Raw genomic sequence first — 21,355 nt, forward strand, 5'->3', positions numbered from 1 at the left:
TTCCATATGGAAATCTCCTATTTTTTTATTTTCCAGTCACATAATCGTAAACGATATCCTCAACTGCCTCGTATACATCAATTTTAGTATTTGAATGAATTATTGCTTGAATGTGTTTAACAAGCAGTTCTTGATCCCCATTTGACACAGGATTACTTTGATATTGCTGAAAACTTTTTATAATCATTTTCTCAATTAATTTTTCATTCATGCTTTCCCCGCCTGTATGTACGTATGTATTGTTTTATTGTACTTGAAGTGGAATAAAAAAACTACTATACACTATTTATGTATAAAAATTCGGTTGTGTATATTGTTTTTCTAATAAAATTAAGTTTTTTAAGTTTATAAAATTTATAAATATTTAATTGACTCTATAAATATACAATATTATAATCATACTTAATTTAAAGAATCAATATGAGGAGGAGCATATGAAGGTCGCGATTATTGGAGCAACTGGGTATGGAGGTATTGAGTTAATTCGGTTATTAGAACAACATCCATATTTTTCGATAGCATCTCTCCATTCTTTTTCACAAGTTGGCGAGTGTATAACAAATGTATATCCGCATTTTCAAAATGTTCTTGTTCATACGTTACAAGAAATTGATGTGGAGGAAATAGGGAAGGAAGCAGAAATTGTATTTTTAGCAACCCCAGCAGGAGTATCAGCAGAGTTAACTCCCAAATTATTAGCAGTAGGCTTAAAAGTAATTGACCTATCTGGAGACTTTCGTATGAAAGATCCTTTCATATATGAACAGTGGTATAAAAGGGCAGCTGCAAAAGAAGGAGTCCTTAGGGAAGCTGTATATGGGTTAAGTGAATGGAAAAGGTCCGAAATTCAAAAGGCAAATTTAATTGCAAACCCAGGATGTTTTGCTACAGCTGCATTATTAGCGATATTACCGTTAGTTCGTAGCGGCATAATTGAAGAAGATTCCATTATCATTGATGCGAAATCAGGAGTATCTGGAGCAGGAAAAACGCCAACAACGATGACTCACTTTCCTGAGTTATACGATAACTTGCGTATTTATAAAGTAAATGAGCATCAACACGTTCCTGAGATTGAGCAAATGCTTGCGGAGTGGAATAGAGAAACGAAGCCAATCACGTTTAGTACACATTTAATACCGATATCACGGGGAATTATGGTTACACTTTATGCGAAAGTAAAACGAGAAATGGAAATAGAACAACTTCAAAAATTATATGAAGAAACGTATGAACAAGCGCCTTTCATTCGAATTTGTACGCAAGGAGAGTTTCCAAGTCCGAAAGAAGTGAGGGGCTCAAATTATTGTGATATGGGGATAGCTTACGATGAAAGAACAGGAAGAGTGACAGTCGTTTCTGTTATAGACAATATGATGAAAGGTGCGGCTGGGCAAGCAATTCAAAATGCAAACATAATAGCGGGACTAGAAGAAACAACAGGTTTACAACATATGCCGCTTTATCTATAAGGGGGGACATGATGATTAAAGTAGCGTCTATTACAAAAGTAGAAAATGGTTCGATTGTAACTCCAAAAGGTTTCTCGGCCATTGGCAATGCAATTGGTTTGAAAAAGGAGAAAAAGGATTTAGGGGCAATCGTTTGTGATACACCAGCATCATGTGCTGCTGTTTATACAACAAATCAAATACAAGCAGCTCCCTTGCAAGTAACGAAAGACAGTATAGCGGCTGAAGGGAAATTACAGGCTATTATCGTCAATAGTGGAAATGCAAATGCTTGTACAGGAATGAAAGGATTACAAGATGCATACGAGATGCGTGCATTAGGGGCGGAACATTTTGGAGTGAAAGAAAATTATGTTGCAGTAGCTTCAACAGGTGTAATTGGTGTTCTGCTACCGATGGAGATAATCCGAAAGGGAATTGTAACTCTTATACCGGCGAAGGAAGAAAATGAAGCTCATTCTTTTTCTGAAGCAATCTTAACGACGGATCTTATAACGAAAGAAACTTGCTATGAAATGATTATTGATGGGAAAAAGGTGACGATTGCTGGTGTTGCGAAAGGTTCAGGGATGATTCATCCAAATATGGCAACGATGCTAAGTTTTATTACGACAGACGCTCATATAGAGCATGACGTATTGCAAACCGCATTATTACAAATAACGAATCATACATTTAATCAAATTACGGTGGATGGCGATACTTCTACGAATGATATGGTCATTGTTATGGCAAGTGGATTATCAGAAACGAAACCAATCGATATGGAACATGCAGATTGGGAAACTTTCGTATTTGCCTTACAGAAGGTATGTGAAGATTTAGCAAAAAAAATTGCACAAGATGGTGAAGGCGCTACGAAGTTAATAGAAGTAAATGTGCTAGGAGCTCAAACGAATGAAGAGGCAAAGAAAATCGCAAAACAAATAGTCGGTTCGAGTCTTGTGAAAACAGCAATACATGGTGAAGACCCAAACTGGGGGCGAATTATTAGCAGCATTGGACAAAGTGAAGTAGCGATTAATCCAAATACAATTGATATTACTCTTCAATCTATCGTTGTGCTGAAAAATAGTGAACCTCAAATGTTTTCTGAAGAGGAAATGAAAATGAGATTACAAGAACATGAAATTATGATTGATGTGTATTTACATTTAGGAGAAGAGACCGGATCAGCTTGGGGCTGTGACTTAAGTTATGAATATGTGAAAATAAACGCTTGTTATCGTACATAAGGAGAGGGAAGATGAGCGATTATGTTGTAGTGAAATGCGGCGGTAGTATGTTGGATCAATTAAATGATGTGTTTTTTGATTGTATAAAGAAATTACAACAGAAGTATAAAGTAGTGATTGTTCATGGTGGTGGCCCAGAAATTGATGCCCAATTAAAAGATTATAACATCAACGTAGAAAAAAGAGATGGATTACGGGTAACACCAAAAGAAGTTATGGATGTTGTTCAAATGGTGTTATGTGGAAGTACGAATAAAAAACTCGTAATGAATTTACAAAAGCATAATTTACGAGCGGTAGGTTGTTCAGGATGTGACGGCAATCTACTTCAAGTTCAACCTATTAGTGAGGAGATAGGATATGTGGGAGAAGTAAGGTATGTCGAAACGGCTTTACTAAAAGGATTAATAAATATGAATTATATTCCTGTTATTGCTCCAGTCGGCATAAATGATAATGAGATTTATAACATAAATGCAGATACCGCCGCAGCTGGAATTGCGGCCGCGTTATCTGCAAAAGAACTCATTTTTATTACAGATGTAGATGGGGTATTACATGAAGGAAAGTTAGTAAAGAAAACCGATGAATTTGAGATTGTTAATTTTATAGAAAACGGTGTTATTACCGGTGGGATGATTCCGAAAGTACAGGCAGCACTAGCATCATTAAAAATGGGAGTGCAAAAGGTTAGTATCGTAAATGGGACGAAGGATTTTACCGAGGTTACAGGTGAGTGTATCGGAACGACGGTAACGAGGGGCGTGAGTATTGCATGATAAGTCATCTTTTTCAAACGTATGGGAGAAGAAAGATTGAGTTTGTAAAGGGAAAAGGAACGAAAGTCATTGATAATAACAGTAAGCAATATTTAGATTTCACATCAGGGATCGGTGTATGTAATTTAGGACATTGTCATCCTACTGTTATGAAAGCTGTACAAGAGCAACTGCATGAAATATGGCATATATCTAACCTGTTTACAAACAGCTTACAAGAAGAAGTCGCGTCATTATTAACAGAAAACATAGCATTAGATTATGTGTTCTTCTGTAATAGCGGGGCAGAGGCGAATGAAGCTGCTTTGAAGCTAGCCCGTAAGCATACTGAAAAATCTCTCGTCGTAACATGCGAGCAATCTTTTCACGGTAGAACATTCGGAACGATGAGTGCGACGGGGCAAAATAAAGTGAAAGAAGGATTTGGTCCGCTCCTTCCATCTTTTTTACATACGCCTTTTAACGATATAAAGGCATTAGAGGAAGTAATGAATGAAGAAGTTGCGGCAGTAATGATAGAAGTTGTTCAAGGAGAGGGAGGAGTCATACCTGCTGATCTATCTTTTTTGAAAGCGATTGAAGCATTATGTAAGAAGTTCGGGTCCTTATTTATTATAGACGAAGTTCAAACAGGAATCGGAAGAACAGGGACATTATTTGCTTACGAACAAATGGGAATAACACCTCATATCGTTACTACCGCTAAGGCGCTTGGAAATGGCATTCCAGTTGGAGCAATGATTGGCCGGAAAGAATTTGGAATATCGTTTCCTGCAGGGTCACATGGTTCAACGTTTGGTGGAAATTATATTGCAATGGCTGCGGCGAAAGAAGTATTGCAAATAACTAAGAAACCATCGTTTTTAAAAGAAGTAAAGGAAAAGGGCGAGTACGTATTACAGAAGTTGCAAGAGGAATTACAACATGTCGAATGTATTCAAAATATACGTGGTAAGGGGCTTATGATTGGAATTGAATGTACGCATGAAGTTGCAAGTTTTATAGAACAACTAGAAAAAGAGGGACTTCTCGTATTACAAGCAGGGCCTAATGTTATAAGACTATTACCGCCACTCATTGTAACGAATGAAGAGTTAGAACAGGCAGTATATATGATAAAAAAAGTAGTTTGTACAAAAAACGTATCAATTATATAAGGGGGAAGTTTTATGTCAACTGTACAAGTACCGAAATTAAATACGAAAGATCTTTTAACATTAGAAGAACTAACGCAAGAAGAAATTATTTCTTTAATTGAGTTCGCTATATATTTAAAAAATAATAAGCAAGAGCCTTTACTACAAGGAAAAATATTAGGCCTTATCTTTGATAAGCATTCGACTCGTACTCGTGTATCTTTTGAAGCAGGAATGGTACAGCTCGGGGGACATGGTATGTTTTTAAGTGGAAAAGAGATGCAAATGGGCAGAGGAGAAACTGTTTCAGATACTGCGAAAGTATTATCGCAGTATATTGACGGGATCATGATACGTACATTCTCACACGCGGATGTAGAAGAGCTTGCAAAAGAATCGAGCATTCCTGTTATTAACGGTTTAACGGATGATCATCATCCTTGTCAAGCATTGGCAGACTTAATGACAATATATGAAGAAGTAAATACATTTAAAGGAATAAAATTGGCTTACGTAGGTGATGGAAATAATGTATGTCATTCATTGTTGTTAGCGAGTGCAAAAGTCGGAATGCATATGACTGTTGCAACGCCTATAGGGTATGAACCGAATGAAGAGATTGTAAAAAAAGCGTTAGCGATTGCCAAGGAAACAGGAGCTGAAATTGAAATTTTGCATAACCCTGAATTAGCGGTGAATGAAGCAGATTTCATTTATACTGACGTTTGGATGAGCATGGGGCAAGAGGGCGAAGAAGAGAAATATACGTTGTTTCAACCATACCAAATTAATAACGAACTTGTTAAGCATGCGAAGCAAACATATCGCTTCTTACACTGTTTACCTGCCCATCGTGAAGAAGAAGTAACAGGCGAAGTTATAGATGGGCCAAAATCTATCGTATTTGAGCAAGCCGGTAATCGATTGCATGCGCAAAAAGCATTATTAGTAAGTCTATTTAAAAATGTAGAAGAGCTTTCCTAAATGATGTACACCTCCAGTTGTGAGACACAAATAACAATTGGAGGTGTATTTTTTTTATTGAAATGTCATATGTATATTTAGTTAACTATTTCGATATCATCTATAATAAAAGAGAAAATGAAATTTGTTTTTCGGAGTGTGTAAGGGCATACTAGGTATAAAAATATAGTTAAAGAGATGATGAGAGTGAAAACAACTAAGAAAACATATTCGTTTTTTCAGCGGATATGGAGAATATTAAAGTTTCAATATTATAAGTTGCTTCGATCACCAGAAGGAGCAAAGAAAGTATCGTTAGGTTTTGCGATTGGTTTTGGTTTAGAGATGTTGGTTATATATACGGCATCGCTCGTCTATTTAATATTTTATCCAATCGTCAGGTTAGCAAAGGGATCTTTTCCTGCCGCGGTTATTGGCAATATTATTGGGAAAATATCGTTTCTCCCAGTAGTTTTATTTCCGCTTGCGTATGCGCTAGGGAAAATGATTTATCCATTTCATGTACAAAAAATACATCATGAACCCTTTACGATATCGGACTTGTTTTCAAGTCACATTTTTACGATATTAAAGAGCTTATTACAGAGTGAAGTGTATGTATTAATTGGAATGACGATTTTAGGGGTTGTGTTTGGTGTAGTTTCATATTTCGTTGTGCATTATTTATATGAAAAGAACCGTAAGTTACGTTTGAAGAACAGAAAGAAAAGAGTGAGAGAACCACTCATGCAAATATAAAGAGTGTCACACTCATTTTCTCCTTTGAATATGTTTAAGAAAAAGGAGGAGAGAATGAATGTATTATTATTACGTACCTCAAGTATATCCATATGTAAATTATTATCCGGTTTATGATACGAGTAGGCAATACGAATTATATCGACAACAACAATTACCGCAAATACCATCGCAACAACCTACGCAAGATCAAAAACCATATTTAACGACATGGCCATATTCAAATGTATATTATGGTAATTATTACGAATCATAAAGCTGCTTCTATTTAGAAGCAGCTTTATGCGTTTGTTTTCAAAATTAAATTTTGAATGGTTTGAAGAGAGTGAATGAGCTTTTCACGTTCTGCCTCAGATAATGTTTGAAAATTTTCTTTTAGTTTGTCTAAAATGAATTGCTGATACTGATTTACTAACAATTTCCCTTCAGCTGTTAGGGAAATTAAAATGACCCGTCGATCTTTTTCGCTATAATGACGCTCTATTAGTTCTTCTTGAATCAGTTTGTTTAATAGAGGTGTCATGTTAGGCCGTGAAATCGCTAGCCGTTTGCCGATTTCGGAAACTGCTAATGTGCCATTCTCATGCAGAAGCAGTAATACTTGTGTATGTGATGGCGGCATATGTCTTTGAGAAGAAAATTCTCCAGGAAGCATAAATTTGCGATAAAAAAGAGGCACTAGCGAAAGAAGATGATCAACAATACGTTCCCACTCGCGTGATTCCATATAAAGGCCCCCTTCCACTCTCATTGTAACAAAAAAGACATGTTATAAAAATAGAATTGTTTCATGCGAATTTTAATATTTGTAGGCCAACACTTTTTTTGTAAAGGAATCGGCAATAATCGAATAGCCTTTATCATTTGGGTGTACTTGGTCAAAGAGTAAATCTTTCTTATCATTCGATATTAATTTGCGAATTGGTAAAACGATAGATGGTTGATTCGCTTTTGCAATGGAATAAACGGATTCATTCCAGCCGTCTAAAAACATATCTGCATAACTTGCGATGGAGTCATCGAGTTGTAACGGGTTATAGAGTTCAGAAAGAATGAGTAAAGCATCCGGATTTTGATCTCGGACTGTCTTTACAATACTTTTTACATCCGCTTCAAAATGAGCTTTTTCTTTATTTAACATTTTAATACCGTCTATAACACCGACATCACGATTTAAGCGAAACAAATTATTTCCCCCAATATTAATTGTAATGATATTTGCTGCTCTAATTTTTTGCTTTACATCTTCTGATTGAACCTTTTTAGCGAGACGATCTGTTGTAAGACCGTTTATCCCAAGGTTTTCTACAGTAATTGATTTATGAATTTGTGCTTCTATTTGTGTAGAGGCTAATTCAGCAAATCCCCCTTGTGTCGATCCATATCCTTTGGCAAGCGAATCACCTAGTACGAGATGATAAAAGGAATCGTTTGTTTGCTTATCAATCCAACTTGGAGTAGATGTTTTTTCTGTTTTTTCTTCGGGTTCATTTTGTTTTGTCTCATCGTTCTTTTCAAAATAAGAATAAGAAATGATTAGAAGGAGGAGACAAACAATTGTTAAGATGACTTTTTTCATAATTCATCCTCCTTGTAATTGGTAATTGTATCATATTCAGCAGTATTAGCAATGTAAGGGCATATTATATGTTTATGAAAAGTTTACAATAACTTTACAGAAAATTTGTAGAAGTATGTCAAAAAATATTGACGATATGAAAGGACATTATATATGATAATGTCAGATAAGGTGAAATTCTACATAGTGGGAGCTTTATCTCCCGTTAATTGCTAGTCTCCATCAATGGATCGTTTAAGGAGACTACTCGTTAGCGTAGGGTGAAATGAAAATCGTGTATCTACTAGAAGAAAAAAGGTATGTGGTTAGAGAATGCTAGAAATTCATTTCATTATTCTTTGGTAATTGTATAAGGGGGATTTTTTGTGAAAAAGTCAAAAAAAATGCTGGCTGGAGCAACTCTTGCTATTGGTGTCATAGCGCCGCAAGTATTGCCAACAACAGCTCATGCGGATGAGAAAGCTGGGGAGAGTACAGTTAACTTACGAATTCTAGAAACATCAGATATTCACGTTAACTTAATGAATTATGATTATTATCAAACGAAAACAGATAATAAAGTAGGTCTCGTGCAAACTGCAACACTTGTTAATAAAGCGCGTGAAGAAGCGAAGAACTCTGTCCTATTTGATGATGGGGATGCATTACAAGGGACACCGCTTGGAGATTATGTAGCGAATAAAATAAATGATCCGAAGAAGCCTGTGGATCCTAGCTATACACATCCATTATATCGTTTAATGAATTTAATGAAGTATGACGTCATCTCTCTTGGGAATCATGAATTTAACTACGGTTTAGATTATTTAAACAAAGTGATTAGTAAAACAGAGTTCCCGGTTATTAACTCAAACGTCTATAAAGATGATAAAGATAATAATGAAGAGAACGACCAAAATTACTTTAAACCATATCATGTTTTTGAAAAAGAAGTAGAAGATGAATCAGGGCAAAAACAAAAAGTGAAAATTGGTGTAATGGGATTTGTTCCACCTCAAGTTATGAACTGGGATAAAGCAAATTTAGAAGGAAAAGTGAAAGCGAAAGATATAGTTGAAACAGCGAAGAAAATGGTGCCAAAAATGAAAGCAGAAGGTGCAGATGTTATCGTTGCACTAGCGCATTCCGGTGTTGATAAGAGTGGATACAACGTCGGTATGGAAAACGCGTCGTATTATTTAACAGAGGTTCCTGGTGTAGATGCAGTATTAATGGGACATTCACATACTGAAGTGAAGGATGTATTTAATGGTGTTCCAGTTGTAATGCCTGGTGTCTTTGGAAGTAACTTAGGTATTATTGATATGCAATTGAAAAAAGTAAATGGAAAATGGGAAGTACAAAAAGAGCAATCGAAGCCGCAACTTCGTCCGATTGCTGATAGTAAAGGAAACCCACTCGTACAATCTGATCAAAATTTAGTTAATGAAATTAAAGATGATCATCAAGCGACAATTGATTATGTGAATACAGCTGTAGGAAAAACGACAGCACCAATTAATAGTTATTTCTCATTAGTACAAGATGATCCTTCTGTACAACTTGTGACAAATGCACAGAAATGGTATGTAGAAAAGTTATTTGCTGAAAATGGACAGTATAGTAAATATAAAGGAATTCCAGTTTTATCTGCAGGTGCACCATTTAAAGCAGGTGGCCGAAACGGTGCTACATATTATACGGATATTCCAGCTGGAACGTTAGCGATTAAAAACGTTGCAGATTTATATGTATATCCAAATACGTTATATGCTGTAAAAGTAAATGGGGCACAAGTAAAAGAATGGCTTGAAATGTCTGCAGGTCAGTTTAATCAAATTGATCCAAAGAAAACAGAAGAACAGCCATTAGTAAATATCGGATACCCTACATATAACTTTGATATTTTAGATGGCTTAAAATACGAAATTGATGTAACACAACCAGCGAAATACGATAAAGATGGAAAAGTTGTAAATGCTAATACGAATCGTATTATAAATATGACATATGAAGGTAAGCCAGTAGCTGACAATCAAGAGTTTATCGTCGCTACAAATAACTATCGTGGAAGTAGCCAAACGTTCCCAGGTGTAAGTAAAGGGGAAGTTGTATACCAATCACAAGATGAAACACGTCAAATCATTGTGAAGTATATGCAAGAAACACCAGTTATTGATCCGGCAGCAGATAAAAATTGGGCATTTAAACCGATTGTTGCAGATAAATTAAATACAACATTTGATTCTTCACCGAATGCACAAAAGTATATAAAGAAAGATGGGAACATATCATATGTTGGACCATCTGAAAATGAATTCGCTAAATATGCAATTGATATAACGAAGAAGAACGATGATGATAAGGAAACTGGTGGAGAGAATCCAACAACACCGCCAACAGGTGAAGGAAATAATGGAGAAAATCCAACAACACCGCCAACAGGTGAAGGAAATAATGGAGAAAATCCAACGACACCACCAACAAGTGAAGGAAATAATGGAGAAAATCCAACGACACCACCAACAGGTGAAGGAAATAATGGAGAAAATCCAACGACACCACCAACAGATGAAGGTAATAATACAGGATCTGGACAAACTACAACGGATAATCAAAACGCAAAAGAAACAACAACTGTAAGTGAAAAGAAAGAAGAACGTGATTTACCGAAAACAGGTACAAGTGTTGTTTCTACAATTGGAGCAGGTTTGGCGTTTGTTGGAGCAGGATTCCTTCTGTTATTTAGAAGAAAGAAAGCAAATAGATAGTGGAGAAATATAAAAAGGATTACCGATTCAGGTAATCCTTTTTGATATATTATGAAAGTGTTACAGCTTTTTCCTTCTTCCATGAAAGGCCAAATCCAGTAAAGCCGACGATAATTGTTACAACTGGACAAGCTAAGCAGAAGATTGCGAATGGAACGTAATCAAAAGTTGGAACGCCAAGGACGTTCGATAAGAACACGCCACTTACTCCCCATGGTACGAGCGGGTTAATAACTGTACCTGCGTCTTCTAATACACGTGATAAATTACGACGTTCTAAACCGACTTCATCATATTTATTAGCGAATGCTTGTCCTGTTAAAACGATAGATAAGTACTGCTCACCAAGTAAGAAGTTCACACCGATTGCAGTTGAAGCGGTAGAAATAATTAAGCGTGTGCTAGTTTTTACGAAGCTAGAGATGATATTCATTAGCTGCGTAATAATACCCATTCCTTGTAATAATCCTCCCATACAAAGAGCTAGGAAAATAAGAGCGATTGACATCATCATACTTTGCAGGCCACCGCGAGATAATAAGCTATCAATATCTTTCATACCCGTTTTAGAAACGTAACCGTCTTGCATAATTTTCATTAAATCAGTTAAAGAAGTACTAGGTTTAAATATAAATAGGATAATGATCCCTACTATAATTCCAGCAAGTAATGTTGGAACTGCTGGAACTTTTTTAAATGCGAATAGGAACAGTAATAAAATTGGAATAAGTGTAAAGATAGAAATCGTTGCATTTTTCTCTAATGCGCTAATGAAGTTTGTGAAGTCAACGTCTCCACTAGTACCACTTCCTAAAATGAAAAATGCGATAAAAGCAATAATGAAAGCTGGAACTGTTGTCCAAAGCATGTTACGAATATGCTCAAATAAATCTACACCCGTTACAGCTGGCGCTAAATTTGTTGTATCAGATAAAGGAGACATTTTATCTCCAAAGAATGCACCAGAAATAATTGCACCAGCGATTAGAGCAGGATCGTATCCGAGAGCACTACCCATGCCCATAAAGGCAAGTCCTACAGTTGCGGCAGTTGTAAAGGCACTACCGATACTTGTTCCAACAATTGCACAAACAACAAAAACAGTTGGAATGAAAATTTTGGGGGATACAAGCTGGAAGCCGTATACCATTAAAGTTGGAATTGTTCCAGCAGCGATCCAAACACTAATTAATACGCCTACAAGTAAGAATATAAAAATAGATGGAATACCAGCTGAAATACTACTTATCATTCCTTTTTCCATCGTAGACCAATCAATTTTTTTCATAAATCCAAATGCTAATAAAAGAACGATACCAAATAAAATTGGGATGTGTGGTGAAACTTCTAATTGAATAACACTAAAGCCAATGCAGAAAAAGATAAATACTGTTAAAAGAACAGATTCAATTTTTGAAACCATTGTTTTCCCCTCCTAAGTAATCTAAAATAGATCTTTTTTATATAAAATTCGCCAATATTGTTTATTTCCTTCTAAATTTTAGAATTTTGTGACAAATTACCGGTAATTGTTGTTTCTTTAATATGATACGGAAATGAATGGATAAAAAAACGTCCCTGCATATAATTATGCAGGGACGAAGAAATCGCGGTACCACCCTAGCTTGTGAAATGAATGTATCACAAAATAAAGGGTCGTATGATATGCGCTAATAAAATAAAAACGCCCCTGCAACATATGCAGGGACGAAAAGTTCGCGGTACCACCCTAAATTGTGAAACAGTGTCGTTTCACCACTCTTTAGATATAACGGTCTATAACCGTCTTTCACTACTCCTTACGTTTCGCAAAAGAAGCTCCAGGGGGTAATTCATAATTCGCTCTGTACTGGTTCGCACCGACCACCAGCTCTCTGAAAGCAGAAATCGAAATACTACTAAATCCTATCAATGCCGATTCATATGATGTTAGTTAAATTTTTATCATATATTCGTCTCACATGTCAATAAAAATATTCAATGATTTTTTAGGGAAATAAAGGAGAACGATTTTAATCCTATGAAAATGTGCGTTATAATGAATTTGAAAGGAGAGGAAAGAGTGAAGAAAAAAATAATTCTTTTTACCACTTTACTAGTCATTGGCGGAAGTGCTGGCATTTACACAGCTTTTGCAGCTGAATCAGAGCAGGCGAAGCAAAAGCAAATACAGCAGTTAGAAGTGAAGAAAGCGAAAGAAGCTGAAGAGAAGAAGTCGATGGAAAAAGTAGCTGATAAACTAGGGGTTTCTACGGAAGGAAAAACAAAAGAAGAGGTTGCGAAAGAAGTAAATACCGCAAGATTTGAGAAGCGCCATGATCTATTGATTGAACATGCAAAACAACTTGGAATTGAAACAGAAGGAAAAAAAGATGAAGAGATTATTTTAGAAATCGGAAAGATACAACATGGAAAGTAGAACAACTTATCTTATGATAAGTTGTTCTTTTTTAAGAACTACTTGATTTAAAAATAATTGACAGTCATTTAGATTTAATGTTAACTATATTTATAGACTAGTTAACATTAGGGGTGACAATTGTGACTTTTAGTAAGAGTACGACTGACAAACCATCACATACATATGAAGAGTTATCGGAGAAAAATAAAGCCTATGTATGGCATCCATTTACACAAATGAAGGATTATTTAGAAGAAGATCCTGTCATTATTGAACGGGGAGAGGGAAGAAAGCTATACGATGTAAATGGAAATGAATATTGGGACGGTGTTTCGTCTATTTGGTTAAATGTTCATGGACATCAAGTGCCAGAACTAGATGAGGCAATTCGTGAGCAATTAAATAAAATTTCCCATTCTACTATGTTAGGGCTTGCTAACGTTCCATCTATTTTATTAGCCGAAAAAATAATTGGAGTTGTACCAGAAGGTTTGAAGAAAGTATTTTATTCAGACTCCGGTTCTAGCGCTGTTGAAATTGCAATTAAGATGGCCTTTCAATATTGGCAGCATAAAGGAAAACCGAAGAAACAAAGATTTGTTACATTAAAAGAAGCGTATCATGGTGACACAATTGGAGCTGTTTCAGTGGGAGCAATAGACTTATTTCACCAAGTGTATAGTTCGCTTTTATTTGAAGCAATTAAAATGCCTTATCCATATACATATCGTTCTCCTTATGGAAATAATAAGGAGGAAATTGTAAAAAAACATTTAGAAGAAATGGAAGAGCTGCTGAAAGATAAACATGAAGAGATTGCGGCGATTATTGTAGAACCTTTAATGCAAGGTGCTGGCGGTATGATTACAATGCCAAAAGGATACTTAAAAGGGCTACGTAATTTATGTACAAAATATAATGTTCTATTTATTACAGACGAGGTAGCGACTGGATTTGGGCGTACTGGAAAAATGTTTGCATGTGAACATGAAAATGTAACACCGGATATTTTGACAGCCGGAAAAGGTTTAACAGGCGGATATTTACCAGTTGCAATTACTGTAACGACAGATGAAATTTATAATGCCTTTTTAGGAGGCTATGAAGAACAAAAAACATTTTTCCACGGACATAGTTATACAGGGAATCCGTTAGGGTGTGCGGTAGCAATTGCAAATCTAGAACTATACGAGAAAACAAATTTAATAGAAGAGGTGGCACGTAAAACAGAATATGTGGCGACGCAATTAGAAGACCTCTTTGCATATAAACATGTAGGGGACATTCGTCAATGCGGGTTAATGGTTGGAATTGAACTTGTGAAGAATAAGGAAACGAAAGAAGCGTTTGAATGGACAGAGAGAGTCGGTGTTCAAGTATGTAAACGCTCAAGAGAACTAGGTATGATTTTGCGCCCGCTCGGTAATACGATTGTATTTATGCCCCCTCTTGCTTCTACAATTGATGAGATTGATGATATGTTACGTATTTTGTATAAAGCAATCTCGGATGTTACGGAGGGAGAATAATGAGTGGCTTTTTTATAACAGCAACGGATACTGAAGTGGGGAAAACTGTAGTCGCCGGTGCATTAGCAGGTGTATTTAGAGAACTGGGATATAACATCGGGGTATATAAACCGTTGCAAAGTGGACATGTTGCATCAAATCCAGAAGGAGATGCAGCAAGGCTAAAGGCATTATCAGGTGTACCGACAAAAGAAGATGAAATTTGCCCTTACTCTATTGAAGAGCCGCTTGCCCCGAGACTTGCCATGAAAAGAGCTGGAAGTACAGTAACGTTAAAAGACATTATTCATCACTATAATGAACGATTGAAAGATTTTAATAGTCTACTTGTAGAAGGAGCAGGTGGATTAGCTGTTCCATATACAGAGGACGCTTTAGTAATTGATTTCGCAAAAGAATTACAACTTCCACTTATTGTAGTAGCACGCCCTACATTAGGAACAGTAAATCATACAGTTTTAACGATCGCTTACGCAAAGGCATATGGTTTAACAGTAGCAGGTGTCATTTTATCTGGCTGCAAAGAATGCGAAATGGAAAGAGTGCAAGAAAATAAAGAAATGATTGAAGAGCTAAGTGGGGTACCGGTTTTAGGTTTATTACCATTCTTTGCAGGTGAGTTTACAAGAGAAGAAGTCTTGGAATCTGCTAAAGAATATATAATGATTTCAAAATTAGAGGAGCTTATCCGAAATGAATCAAACGTGGCGCACACATCTTCAATCTAAATTGCAACAATTACATGAGCGAGAGCAGTATCGTAATTTGCATGTAACAGAACAAGCAGAAGAGACATGGCTTATTCGAGATGAGAAAAGGATGCTAAATTTAGCGTCAAATAATTATTTAGGGTTAGCTGGAGATGAAAGGTTAAAAGAAGCTGCTATCGCATGTACAAGAAAATATGGAACTGGGGCGACAGCATCAAGGCTCGTGGTAGGAAACTATTCACTGTATGAAGAGGTTGAGAGAAGTATATGCGATTGGAAAGGCACTGAAAAAGCCTTAGTTGTGAATAGTGGATATACCGCAAATATTGGAGTGATCTCTTCATTAGTGAGTCGTCACGATATTGTGTTTAGTGACAAATTAAATCACGCAAGCATTGTTGATGGAATTATATTAAGTGGGGCAGAGCATAAAAGGTATCGTCATAATGATTTGGATCATTTAGAGAAGTTATTGAAAACAGCGTCACCTGAAAAGCGGAAATTAATCGTAACAGATACGGTTTTTAGTATGGATGGTGATACTGCGTATTTAAGGGAGTTAGTAGAGCTGAAAGAGAAATACGGGGCAATTCTTATAGTTGATGAAGCACATGCGAGTGGAATATATGGAATTGGCGGAGCTGGATTATCTCATATAGAAGAAAATCTTGCTCGAAAAATAGATATACATATGGGGACGTTTAGTAAGGCTTTAGGGTGTTATGGTGCGTATTTGACAGGCGATGCAATTTATATAGAGTATTTACACAATATGATGAGAAGTTTTATTTTTACTACAGCTTTACCTCCAAGTACGTTAGGAGCAGTGCAAAAAGCAATTGAAATTGTGAAAGAAGATAATGAAAGAAGAGAGAGACTTATAGAGAATGGAGCATATTTCAGACACCATTTACGAGAAGCTGGTTTTGATATTGGAAATAGCTCAACTCATATTGTACCGATTGTAGTCGGTTCAAATGAAACAGCTTTACGGTTTAGTAAAAGGTTGCAACAGGTAGGGATTGCTGCAATTGCAATTCGTCCACCAACGGTTCCAGTTAATAGTTCACGAGTCCGTTTTGCAGTTACGTCCCAACATACAATAGCTGATTTGCAATGGGCTATCCACCATATTATACGTATTGGTAAAGAAGAGGGGTTTTTCGTATGAAAGAGCTAAAGATTATTTTTATTCCTGGGTGGGGAATGGAAGAAGGTGTTTGGACTTTAGTTCTGTCGTATTTTAAAGAATATTCTGTTCAATGTATCAATTGGCGTAATGTGAAAGAACAAAGTGAGTTTGCAGGTCGAGTAATAGATGTAGCAAAGGATGAAAATGTCATTTTAGTTGGATGGTCATTAGGGGCGTTAGCAGCAGTTCAAGCACATAAAAAGATTCAGACAAAAGGTATTGTACTAATTGGTGGTACTGCCAAATTTACAAATTCGAGCGACTATATGAGTGGATGGAATGCTTTGCATGTAGAGCGGCTGAAAAAGAATGTGGCGAGAAAGAAAGAAGATACGCTCAAGCGGTTTTATGAAAATATGTTTACAAAAGATGAACTGAAAGAGAATACGAGTTTTGAAGAGATTGCGCTGAATTTTAAAGGAGACTCGATTCAGTCATTACAATTAGGCTTAGATTATTTAATAGAAGCAGATATGAGAAACGAATTAATAGATGTCAAAGTCCCGCTGTTACTTCTTCATGGAGAACAGGATGTGATATGTCCATTATCTGCAGCTCATAGTATGACAAAGAATGCGAATGCTAAGTTAAAAGTAGTAAGTGAGGCTGGACATGCATTATGCGTAACGAATTTCGAATATTGCGCAAATGAAATCATTCAATTTGTAGAGGGGATACGACATGATCAACAAAACGTTACTACAAAAACGATTTAACGTGGCAGCTGTATCCTACGATCAATATGCAAATGTACAAAAAAAGATGGCGCATTCATTACTTTCTACATTGAATCGGCGATATAGTGCAAATTCATCGATACGTATTTTGGAACTTGGATGCGGGACAGGATATGTTACAGAGCAATTATCAAACTTATTTCCGAAAGCACAAATTACAGCTATTGATTTTGCCGAAAGTATGATTGCAGTTGCGAGAACTAGACAAAATGTAAACAATGTAACATTTTACTGTGAGGATATCGAAAGATTACGACTAGAAGAAACGTATGATGTCATTATTTCAAATGCCACATTTCAATGGCTAAATGATTTAAAACAAGTGATAAGAAATTTATTTCGTCATTTATCTATAGAGGGGATATTACTCTTTTCAACATTTGGACAGGAAACATTTCAAGAATTGCATGCTTCGTTCCAGCGGGCGAAAGAAGAAAAAAATATACAAAATGAAACATCGATTGGGCAACGTTTTTATTCGAAAAATCAGTTGCGCCATATATGTGAGATAGAAACAGGGGATGTACATGTTTCTGAAACGTGTTACATAGAGAGATTTACAGAAGTTAGGGAGTTTCTACATTCTATTCGTAAAGTAGGAGCGACCAATAGTAATGAAGAATCATATTGTCAAAGTCCCTCACTCTTTCGTGCGATGCTTCGCATATACGAAAGAGACTTCACGGGAAATGAAGGGATAATGGCAACGTATCATGCTTTATTTGTGCATATAACAAAAGAGGGGAAGAGATGAAATGAAACAAGTACAAACAAAAAGGGATTGGAAAAAACTTGCATACGACGTAGTAGAAGAAAAAATGATTACGAAAGAGGATGCAATAGCGATATTAGAAGCTAATGATACAGAAGTTTTAGAGATTATGAATGCTGCTTACATTATTCGCCATCATTACTTTGGTAAGAAAGTAAAATTAAATATGATTATTAATACGAAATCTGGATTATGTCCTGAAGATTGCGGATATTGTTCACAATCGATTATTTCAGAAGCACCGATTGATAAATATGCATGGTTAACGCAGGAAAAGATTGTAGAAGGAGCACACGAAGCAATACGCCGTAAAGCTGGTACATATTGTATTGTAGCATCTGGTCGTCGCCCGACGGATAAAGAGGTGAATCACGTAATTGGAGCCGTTAAGGAGATTCGTGAAACGACAGATTTAAAGATTTGTTGTTGTTTAGGTTTCTTAAACGAAGATCAAGCAGGACGTTTAGCTGAAGCTGGTGTACATCGTTATAACCACAACTTAAATACACATGCGAATAATTACGAAAGCATTTGCTCCACTCATACGTATGATGATCGTGTTGATACAGTTCAAAAAGCGAAACAAGCAGGTATTTCACCATGTTCTGGGGCGATTTTTGGAATGGGAGAGACAATAGAAGAGCGCGCTGAAATTGCATTTGAATTACAACGTATAGATGCAGATTCAATCCCATGCAATTTCCTTGTTGCTGTAAAGGGTACGCCGCTTGAAGGACAAAAGGAGTTAACGCCAGTAGAATGTTTAAAAGTACTGGCAATGATGCGTTTTGTAAACCCAACAAAAGAAATTCGTATTTCAGGAGGGCGTGAAATCAATTTACGTTCTGTACAGCCAATCGGTTTATTTGCAGCAAACTCTATTTTTGTTGGAGACTACTTAACGACAGCTGGACAAGAACCGACTGCAGACTGGGGTATGATTGAAGATTTAGGATTTGAGATTGAAGAATGTGCACTTTAAGATAGAAAAAAGCAAACTTGTAAAAGAGTTTGCTTTTTTTGTAAATAAAATGTAATAAATAGTTGTGAACGCTTGATACTATTGGCTTTTGAGCGAAAAAAAGAATTTTGGTGGACGAATTTTCCAAGCCCCAATTGTACATAGTAAATATGTAATTTATCCGACTTTAATGGGCAGTAAGACCCACACCTCAAAAAGCAGCGAAAGCAAAGAAGTTAGGTGGGGGTCGGGCTGCCATAAAAGTCCGATTGGTTCAACTAATAATCAGTGGGGGATGAAGCCCCCCACTGATTAAAGTTTCACTTTACATTGGGTTGGAGGATTTTACATGCACAAATATATATTAGCGATTATGACTTGTCTCATTTTACTAAAAGCGATAAGCGCTGATCCAGTTAAGGCCGCCGAAAATCCTGAACAAAAAGAGATGCAACAACGAATTGAACAACATTTTCGAACGAAAGCTGAACATTTTGGATTGAAAACAGAAGGGAAAGATTTAAAGGAAGTACGAAAAGAAATTACTATTATAGAAGAAGCGAAGAAAAGAGAGAATGTATGGAAAACAGCACAGACGCTTCGTATACAAACAGAAGGAAAGACAATGGATGAATTAATAAAAGATGTACGGAGAAAAGTGAAGAAATAAAAAAAGAGGCCGCAGCCTCTTTTTTTATGCCCATTGTTTTGATAAGTGAGCCATTTCAATTGCAGCAACTGCAGATTCATAGCCTTTATTACCAGCTTTCGTGCCCGCGCGTTCAATCGCTTGCTCGATCGTTTCAGTCGTCAATACACCGAAAATAACTGGGATGTCTGTTTGTAGTGATAAAGATGCAACACCTTTTGCTACTTCATTACAAACGTAATCGTAATGTGTTGTAGCACCACGAATGACAGTGCCTAACGTAATAACAGCATCATATTTCCCACTATTCGCCATCTTTTTAGCGATTAAAGGAATTTCAAATGCACCAGGAACCCAAGCAACATCGATATCAGCTTCTTCTACACCGTGACGCTTTAATCCGTCTAAAGCGCCGCCAAGTAATTTACTTGTAATAAATTCATTAAAACGTCCAACAACAACCCCAACTTTTAATCCTGTACCAACTAAATGACCTTCGAATACCATAATAAATCTCTCCTTTAATTATAAGTTTAGTAAATGTCCTAATTTGTTTACTTTCGTTTGTAAATACGTTTTATTCTCTTCTTTTGCTGGCATTTGTAACGGTACACGCTCGATTACTTCTAAATCGTAACCTTGTAAGCCAGCAATTTTTCTTGGGTTATTCGTTAATAATCGTAAATGTTGTAAACCTAAATCTTTTAATATTTGAGCGCCAATACCGTAATCCCGCAAATCAGCAGGGAAGCCAAGCTTTTCATTTGCTTCTACAGTATCGAATCCTTCTTCTTGTAACTTATAAGCGCGAAGCTTATTCAGAAGCCCAATGCCTCGTCCTTCTTGTCTCATATAAAGAAGAACGCCCTTTCCTTCACGCTCAATTTGAGCAAGTGCAGCATGGAGTTGTGGTCCGCAATCACATCGGCACGAGCCAAATACATCTCCTGTTAAGCACTCTGAATGAACGCGTACAAGTACAGGCTCTCCTGTTGAAATATCACCTTTTACGAGTGCGATATGCTCTTTCGAATCTAAGGAATTAGAATAGCCAATTGCATGGAAAGTACCGAAATCTGTAGGTAATGTAATTTCCACTTCTCGTGTCACTAATGTTTCATGGTGGCGGCGATAAGCAATTAAATCTTCTATTGTAATCATTTTTATATCAAATTGTTTTGCGCACTGTAGTAAATCAGGTACCCGTGCCATCGTACCGTCCTCATTAATAATTTCACAAATGACGCCAGCTGGCTCTGCTCCGCAGAGCTGTGCTAAATCGACAGCAGCTTCTGTATGACCAGCCCGGCGCAAGACACCACCTTCTTTCGCAATTAATGGAAAGATATGTCCGGGACGATTGAAATCAGCACCTTTTGATGCAGGATTTAACATTTCTCGTATCGTAGTTGCACGTTCGTGGGCACTAATCCCAGTTGTTGTAGAAACATGATCAATGCTCACTGTAAATGCAGTATGATGCGAATCTGTATTATGAGCTACCATTGGTTCTAATTGTAGACGTTCTGCGTACCCTTCTGTAATTGGTACACAAACGAGACCACGTCCATGTGTAATCATAAAGTTAATTGTTTCTGGCGTAATATACTCTGCTAAAGCGATAAAATCGCCTTCATTTTCACGGTTTTCATCATCACATACGATCACGACTTTTCCTTGTTTTAAATCTTCTAGAGCTTCTTCAATACGATGAAACATAATGCTTCCCCC

At 36.6% G+C, this 21,355-nt stretch carries 22 protein-coding genes and 1 other annotated feature; of the genes, 16 read left to right on the top strand and 6 right to left on the bottom strand.

All coding sequences use genetic code 11. From position 1 onward, the window contains the following. Nucleotides 1-25: 25 nt before the first annotated feature. A complete protein-coding gene (locus RCJ96_RS03845) occupies nucleotides 26-211 on the bottom strand; it encodes a YqzH family protein (RefSeq protein WP_074606955.1) in 186 nt (61 codons plus the stop codon). A 223-nt stretch (nucleotides 212-434) separates the two neighbouring features. Here RCJ96_RS03845 and argC point away from each other — a divergent pair, with 223 nt between their 5' ends. The 7 genes from argC (at nucleotide 435) to RCJ96_RS03880 (ending at nucleotide 6,600) form a co-directional block, all read left to right on the top strand. Further along, nucleotides 435-1,472, top strand: a complete 1,038-nt coding sequence (gene argC / locus RCJ96_RS03850; protein WP_416503948.1) for an N-acetyl-gamma-glutamyl-phosphate reductase — start codon at nucleotides 435-437, stop codon at nucleotides 1,470-1,472. 11 nt (nucleotides 1,473-1,483) lie between these two features. Continuing rightward, nucleotides 1,484-2,707 (top strand): bifunctional glutamate N-acetyltransferase/amino-acid acetyltransferase ArgJ, encoded by a 1,224-nt coding sequence (argJ, locus tag RCJ96_RS03855; protein WP_416503947.1) that lies wholly within the window; start codon nucleotides 1,484-1,486, stop codon nucleotides 2,705-2,707. A gap of 11 nt (nucleotides 2,708-2,718) precedes the next feature. Beyond that, nucleotides 2,719-3,486: an acetylglutamate kinase gene (argB, locus tag RCJ96_RS03860; RefSeq protein ID WP_416503946.1), complete on the top strand. Its 768-nt coding sequence runs from the start codon at nucleotides 2,719-2,721 to the stop codon at nucleotides 3,484-3,486. Further along, nucleotides 3,483-4,643: an acetylornithine transaminase gene (gene argD / locus RCJ96_RS03865; RefSeq protein ID WP_416503945.1), complete on the top strand. Its 1,161-nt coding sequence runs from the start codon at nucleotides 3,483-3,485 to the stop codon at nucleotides 4,641-4,643. The genes argB and argD overlap by 4 nt, the downstream gene beginning before the upstream one ends. Before the next feature lie 12 nt (nucleotides 4,644-4,655). Continuing rightward, a complete protein-coding gene (argF, locus tag RCJ96_RS03870) occupies nucleotides 4,656-5,606 on the top strand; it encodes an ornithine carbamoyltransferase (RefSeq protein ID WP_074606945.1) in 951 nt (316 codons plus the stop codon). Nucleotides 5,607-5,783: 177 nt separating this feature from the next. Next, complete coding sequence (locus tag RCJ96_RS03875; RefSeq protein WP_074606943.1) at nucleotides 5,784-6,344, top strand: DUF2062 domain-containing protein; 561 nt, start codon at nucleotides 5,784-5,786, stop codon at nucleotides 6,342-6,344. 58 nt (nucleotides 6,345-6,402) lie between these two features. After that, nucleotides 6,403-6,600 (top strand): hypothetical protein, encoded by a 198-nt coding sequence (locus RCJ96_RS03880; protein ID WP_000291952.1) that lies wholly within the window; start codon nucleotides 6,403-6,405, stop codon nucleotides 6,598-6,600. Nucleotides 6,601-6,624: 24 nt separating this feature from the next. Here the strand turns inward: RCJ96_RS03880 and RCJ96_RS03885 are convergent, their stop codons facing one another. Beyond that, nucleotides 6,625-7,071 (bottom strand): MarR family winged helix-turn-helix transcriptional regulator, encoded by a 447-nt coding sequence (locus RCJ96_RS03885; RefSeq protein ID WP_416503944.1) that lies wholly within the window; start codon nucleotides 7,069-7,071, stop codon nucleotides 6,625-6,627. Nucleotides 7,072-7,143: 72 nt separating this feature from the next. After that, nucleotides 7,144-7,923, bottom strand: coding sequence for a GDSL-type esterase/lipase family protein (locus tag RCJ96_RS03890; protein ID WP_416503943.1), 780 nt, complete (start codon nucleotides 7,921-7,923; stop codon nucleotides 7,144-7,146). Nucleotides 7,924-8,288: 365 nt separating this feature from the next. Between RCJ96_RS03890 and cpdB the strand changes: the two genes are divergently transcribed. Continuing rightward, nucleotides 8,289-10,673: a bifunctional 2',3'-cyclic-nucleotide 2'-phosphodiesterase/3'-nucleotidase gene (gene cpdB, locus RCJ96_RS03895; protein WP_074606939.1), complete on the top strand. Its 2,385-nt coding sequence runs from the start codon at nucleotides 8,289-8,291 to the stop codon at nucleotides 10,671-10,673. A gap of 49 nt (nucleotides 10,674-10,722) precedes the next feature. On the opposite strand, the gene nhaC is transcribed toward cpdB, so the two are convergent. Then, the gene (gene nhaC, locus RCJ96_RS03900) at nucleotides 10,723-12,096 is read right to left on the bottom strand and encodes a Na+/H+ antiporter NhaC (protein ID WP_074606938.1); all 1,374 of its coding nucleotides are present in this window, start codon (nucleotides 12,094-12,096) and stop codon (nucleotides 10,723-10,725) included. A 277-nt stretch (nucleotides 12,097-12,373) separates the two neighbouring features. Continuing rightward, nucleotides 12,374-12,594: a binding site (T-box leader), on the bottom strand. 141 nt (nucleotides 12,595-12,735) lie between these two features. On the opposite strand from nhaC, the gene RCJ96_RS03905 reads away from it, so the two are divergent. The 8 genes from RCJ96_RS03905 (at nucleotide 12,736) to RCJ96_RS03940 (ending at nucleotide 19,645) form a co-directional block, all read left to right on the top strand. Next, on the top strand, nucleotides 12,736-13,092 hold the full coding sequence (locus RCJ96_RS03905; protein ID WP_139302729.1) for a hypothetical protein: 357 nt from the start codon (nucleotides 12,736-12,738) through the stop codon (nucleotides 13,090-13,092). Nucleotides 13,093-13,214: 122 nt separating this feature from the next. Further along, nucleotides 13,215-14,603: an adenosylmethionine--8-amino-7-oxononanoate transaminase gene (bioA, locus tag RCJ96_RS03910; RefSeq protein WP_074606935.1), complete on the top strand. Its 1,389-nt coding sequence runs from the start codon at nucleotides 13,215-13,217 to the stop codon at nucleotides 14,601-14,603. After that, nucleotides 14,603-15,331 (top strand): ATP-dependent dethiobiotin synthetase BioD, encoded by a 729-nt coding sequence (gene bioD / locus RCJ96_RS03915; protein WP_416503941.1) that lies wholly within the window; start codon nucleotides 14,603-14,605, stop codon nucleotides 15,329-15,331. Before bioA ends, bioD begins: the two co-directional genes overlap by 1 nt. Beyond that, nucleotides 15,297-16,484: an 8-amino-7-oxononanoate synthase gene (bioF, locus tag RCJ96_RS03920; protein ID WP_074606934.1), complete on the top strand. Its 1,188-nt coding sequence runs from the start codon at nucleotides 15,297-15,299 to the stop codon at nucleotides 16,482-16,484. Before bioD ends, bioF begins: the two co-directional genes overlap by 35 nt. Further along, nucleotides 16,481-17,221: an alpha/beta fold hydrolase gene (locus tag RCJ96_RS03925; protein WP_074606932.1), complete on the top strand. Its 741-nt coding sequence runs from the start codon at nucleotides 16,481-16,483 to the stop codon at nucleotides 17,219-17,221. Before bioF ends, RCJ96_RS03925 begins: the two co-directional genes overlap by 4 nt. Further along, a complete protein-coding gene (gene bioC / locus RCJ96_RS03930) occupies nucleotides 17,187-17,996 on the top strand; it encodes a malonyl-ACP O-methyltransferase BioC (protein ID WP_000608933.1) in 810 nt (269 codons plus the stop codon). The genes RCJ96_RS03925 and bioC overlap by 35 nt, the downstream gene beginning before the upstream one ends. 1 nt (nucleotide 17,997) lies before the next feature. Then, nucleotides 17,998-18,996 carry a biotin synthase gene (gene bioB, locus RCJ96_RS03935; RefSeq protein ID WP_416503940.1) on the top strand — a complete coding sequence of 333 codons (999 nt, stop codon included), beginning with the start codon at nucleotides 17,998-18,000 and terminating at the stop codon, nucleotides 18,994-18,996. 328 nt (nucleotides 18,997-19,324) lie between these two features. Continuing rightward, entirely contained in the window at nucleotides 19,325-19,645 is a 321-nt protein-coding gene (locus RCJ96_RS03940) for a hypothetical protein (protein ID WP_000549777.1), read from the top strand. Between the two features lie 24 nt (nucleotides 19,646-19,669). Here RCJ96_RS03940 and ribH read toward each other — a convergent pair whose 3' ends face one another. Further along, entirely contained in the window at nucleotides 19,670-20,131 is a 462-nt protein-coding gene (gene ribH, locus RCJ96_RS03945) for a 6,7-dimethyl-8-ribityllumazine synthase (protein WP_000230889.1), read from the bottom strand. Nucleotides 20,132-20,149: 18 nt separating this feature from the next. Continuing rightward, nucleotides 20,150-21,343, bottom strand: a complete 1,194-nt coding sequence (gene ribBA, locus RCJ96_RS03950; RefSeq protein WP_074606928.1) for a bifunctional 3,4-dihydroxy-2-butanone 4-phosphate synthase/GTP cyclohydrolase II — start codon at nucleotides 21,341-21,343, stop codon at nucleotides 20,150-20,152. Nucleotides 21,344-21,355 lie beyond the last annotated feature (12 nt).

The organism is Bacillus sp. BSL6 (assembly GCF_052928345.1).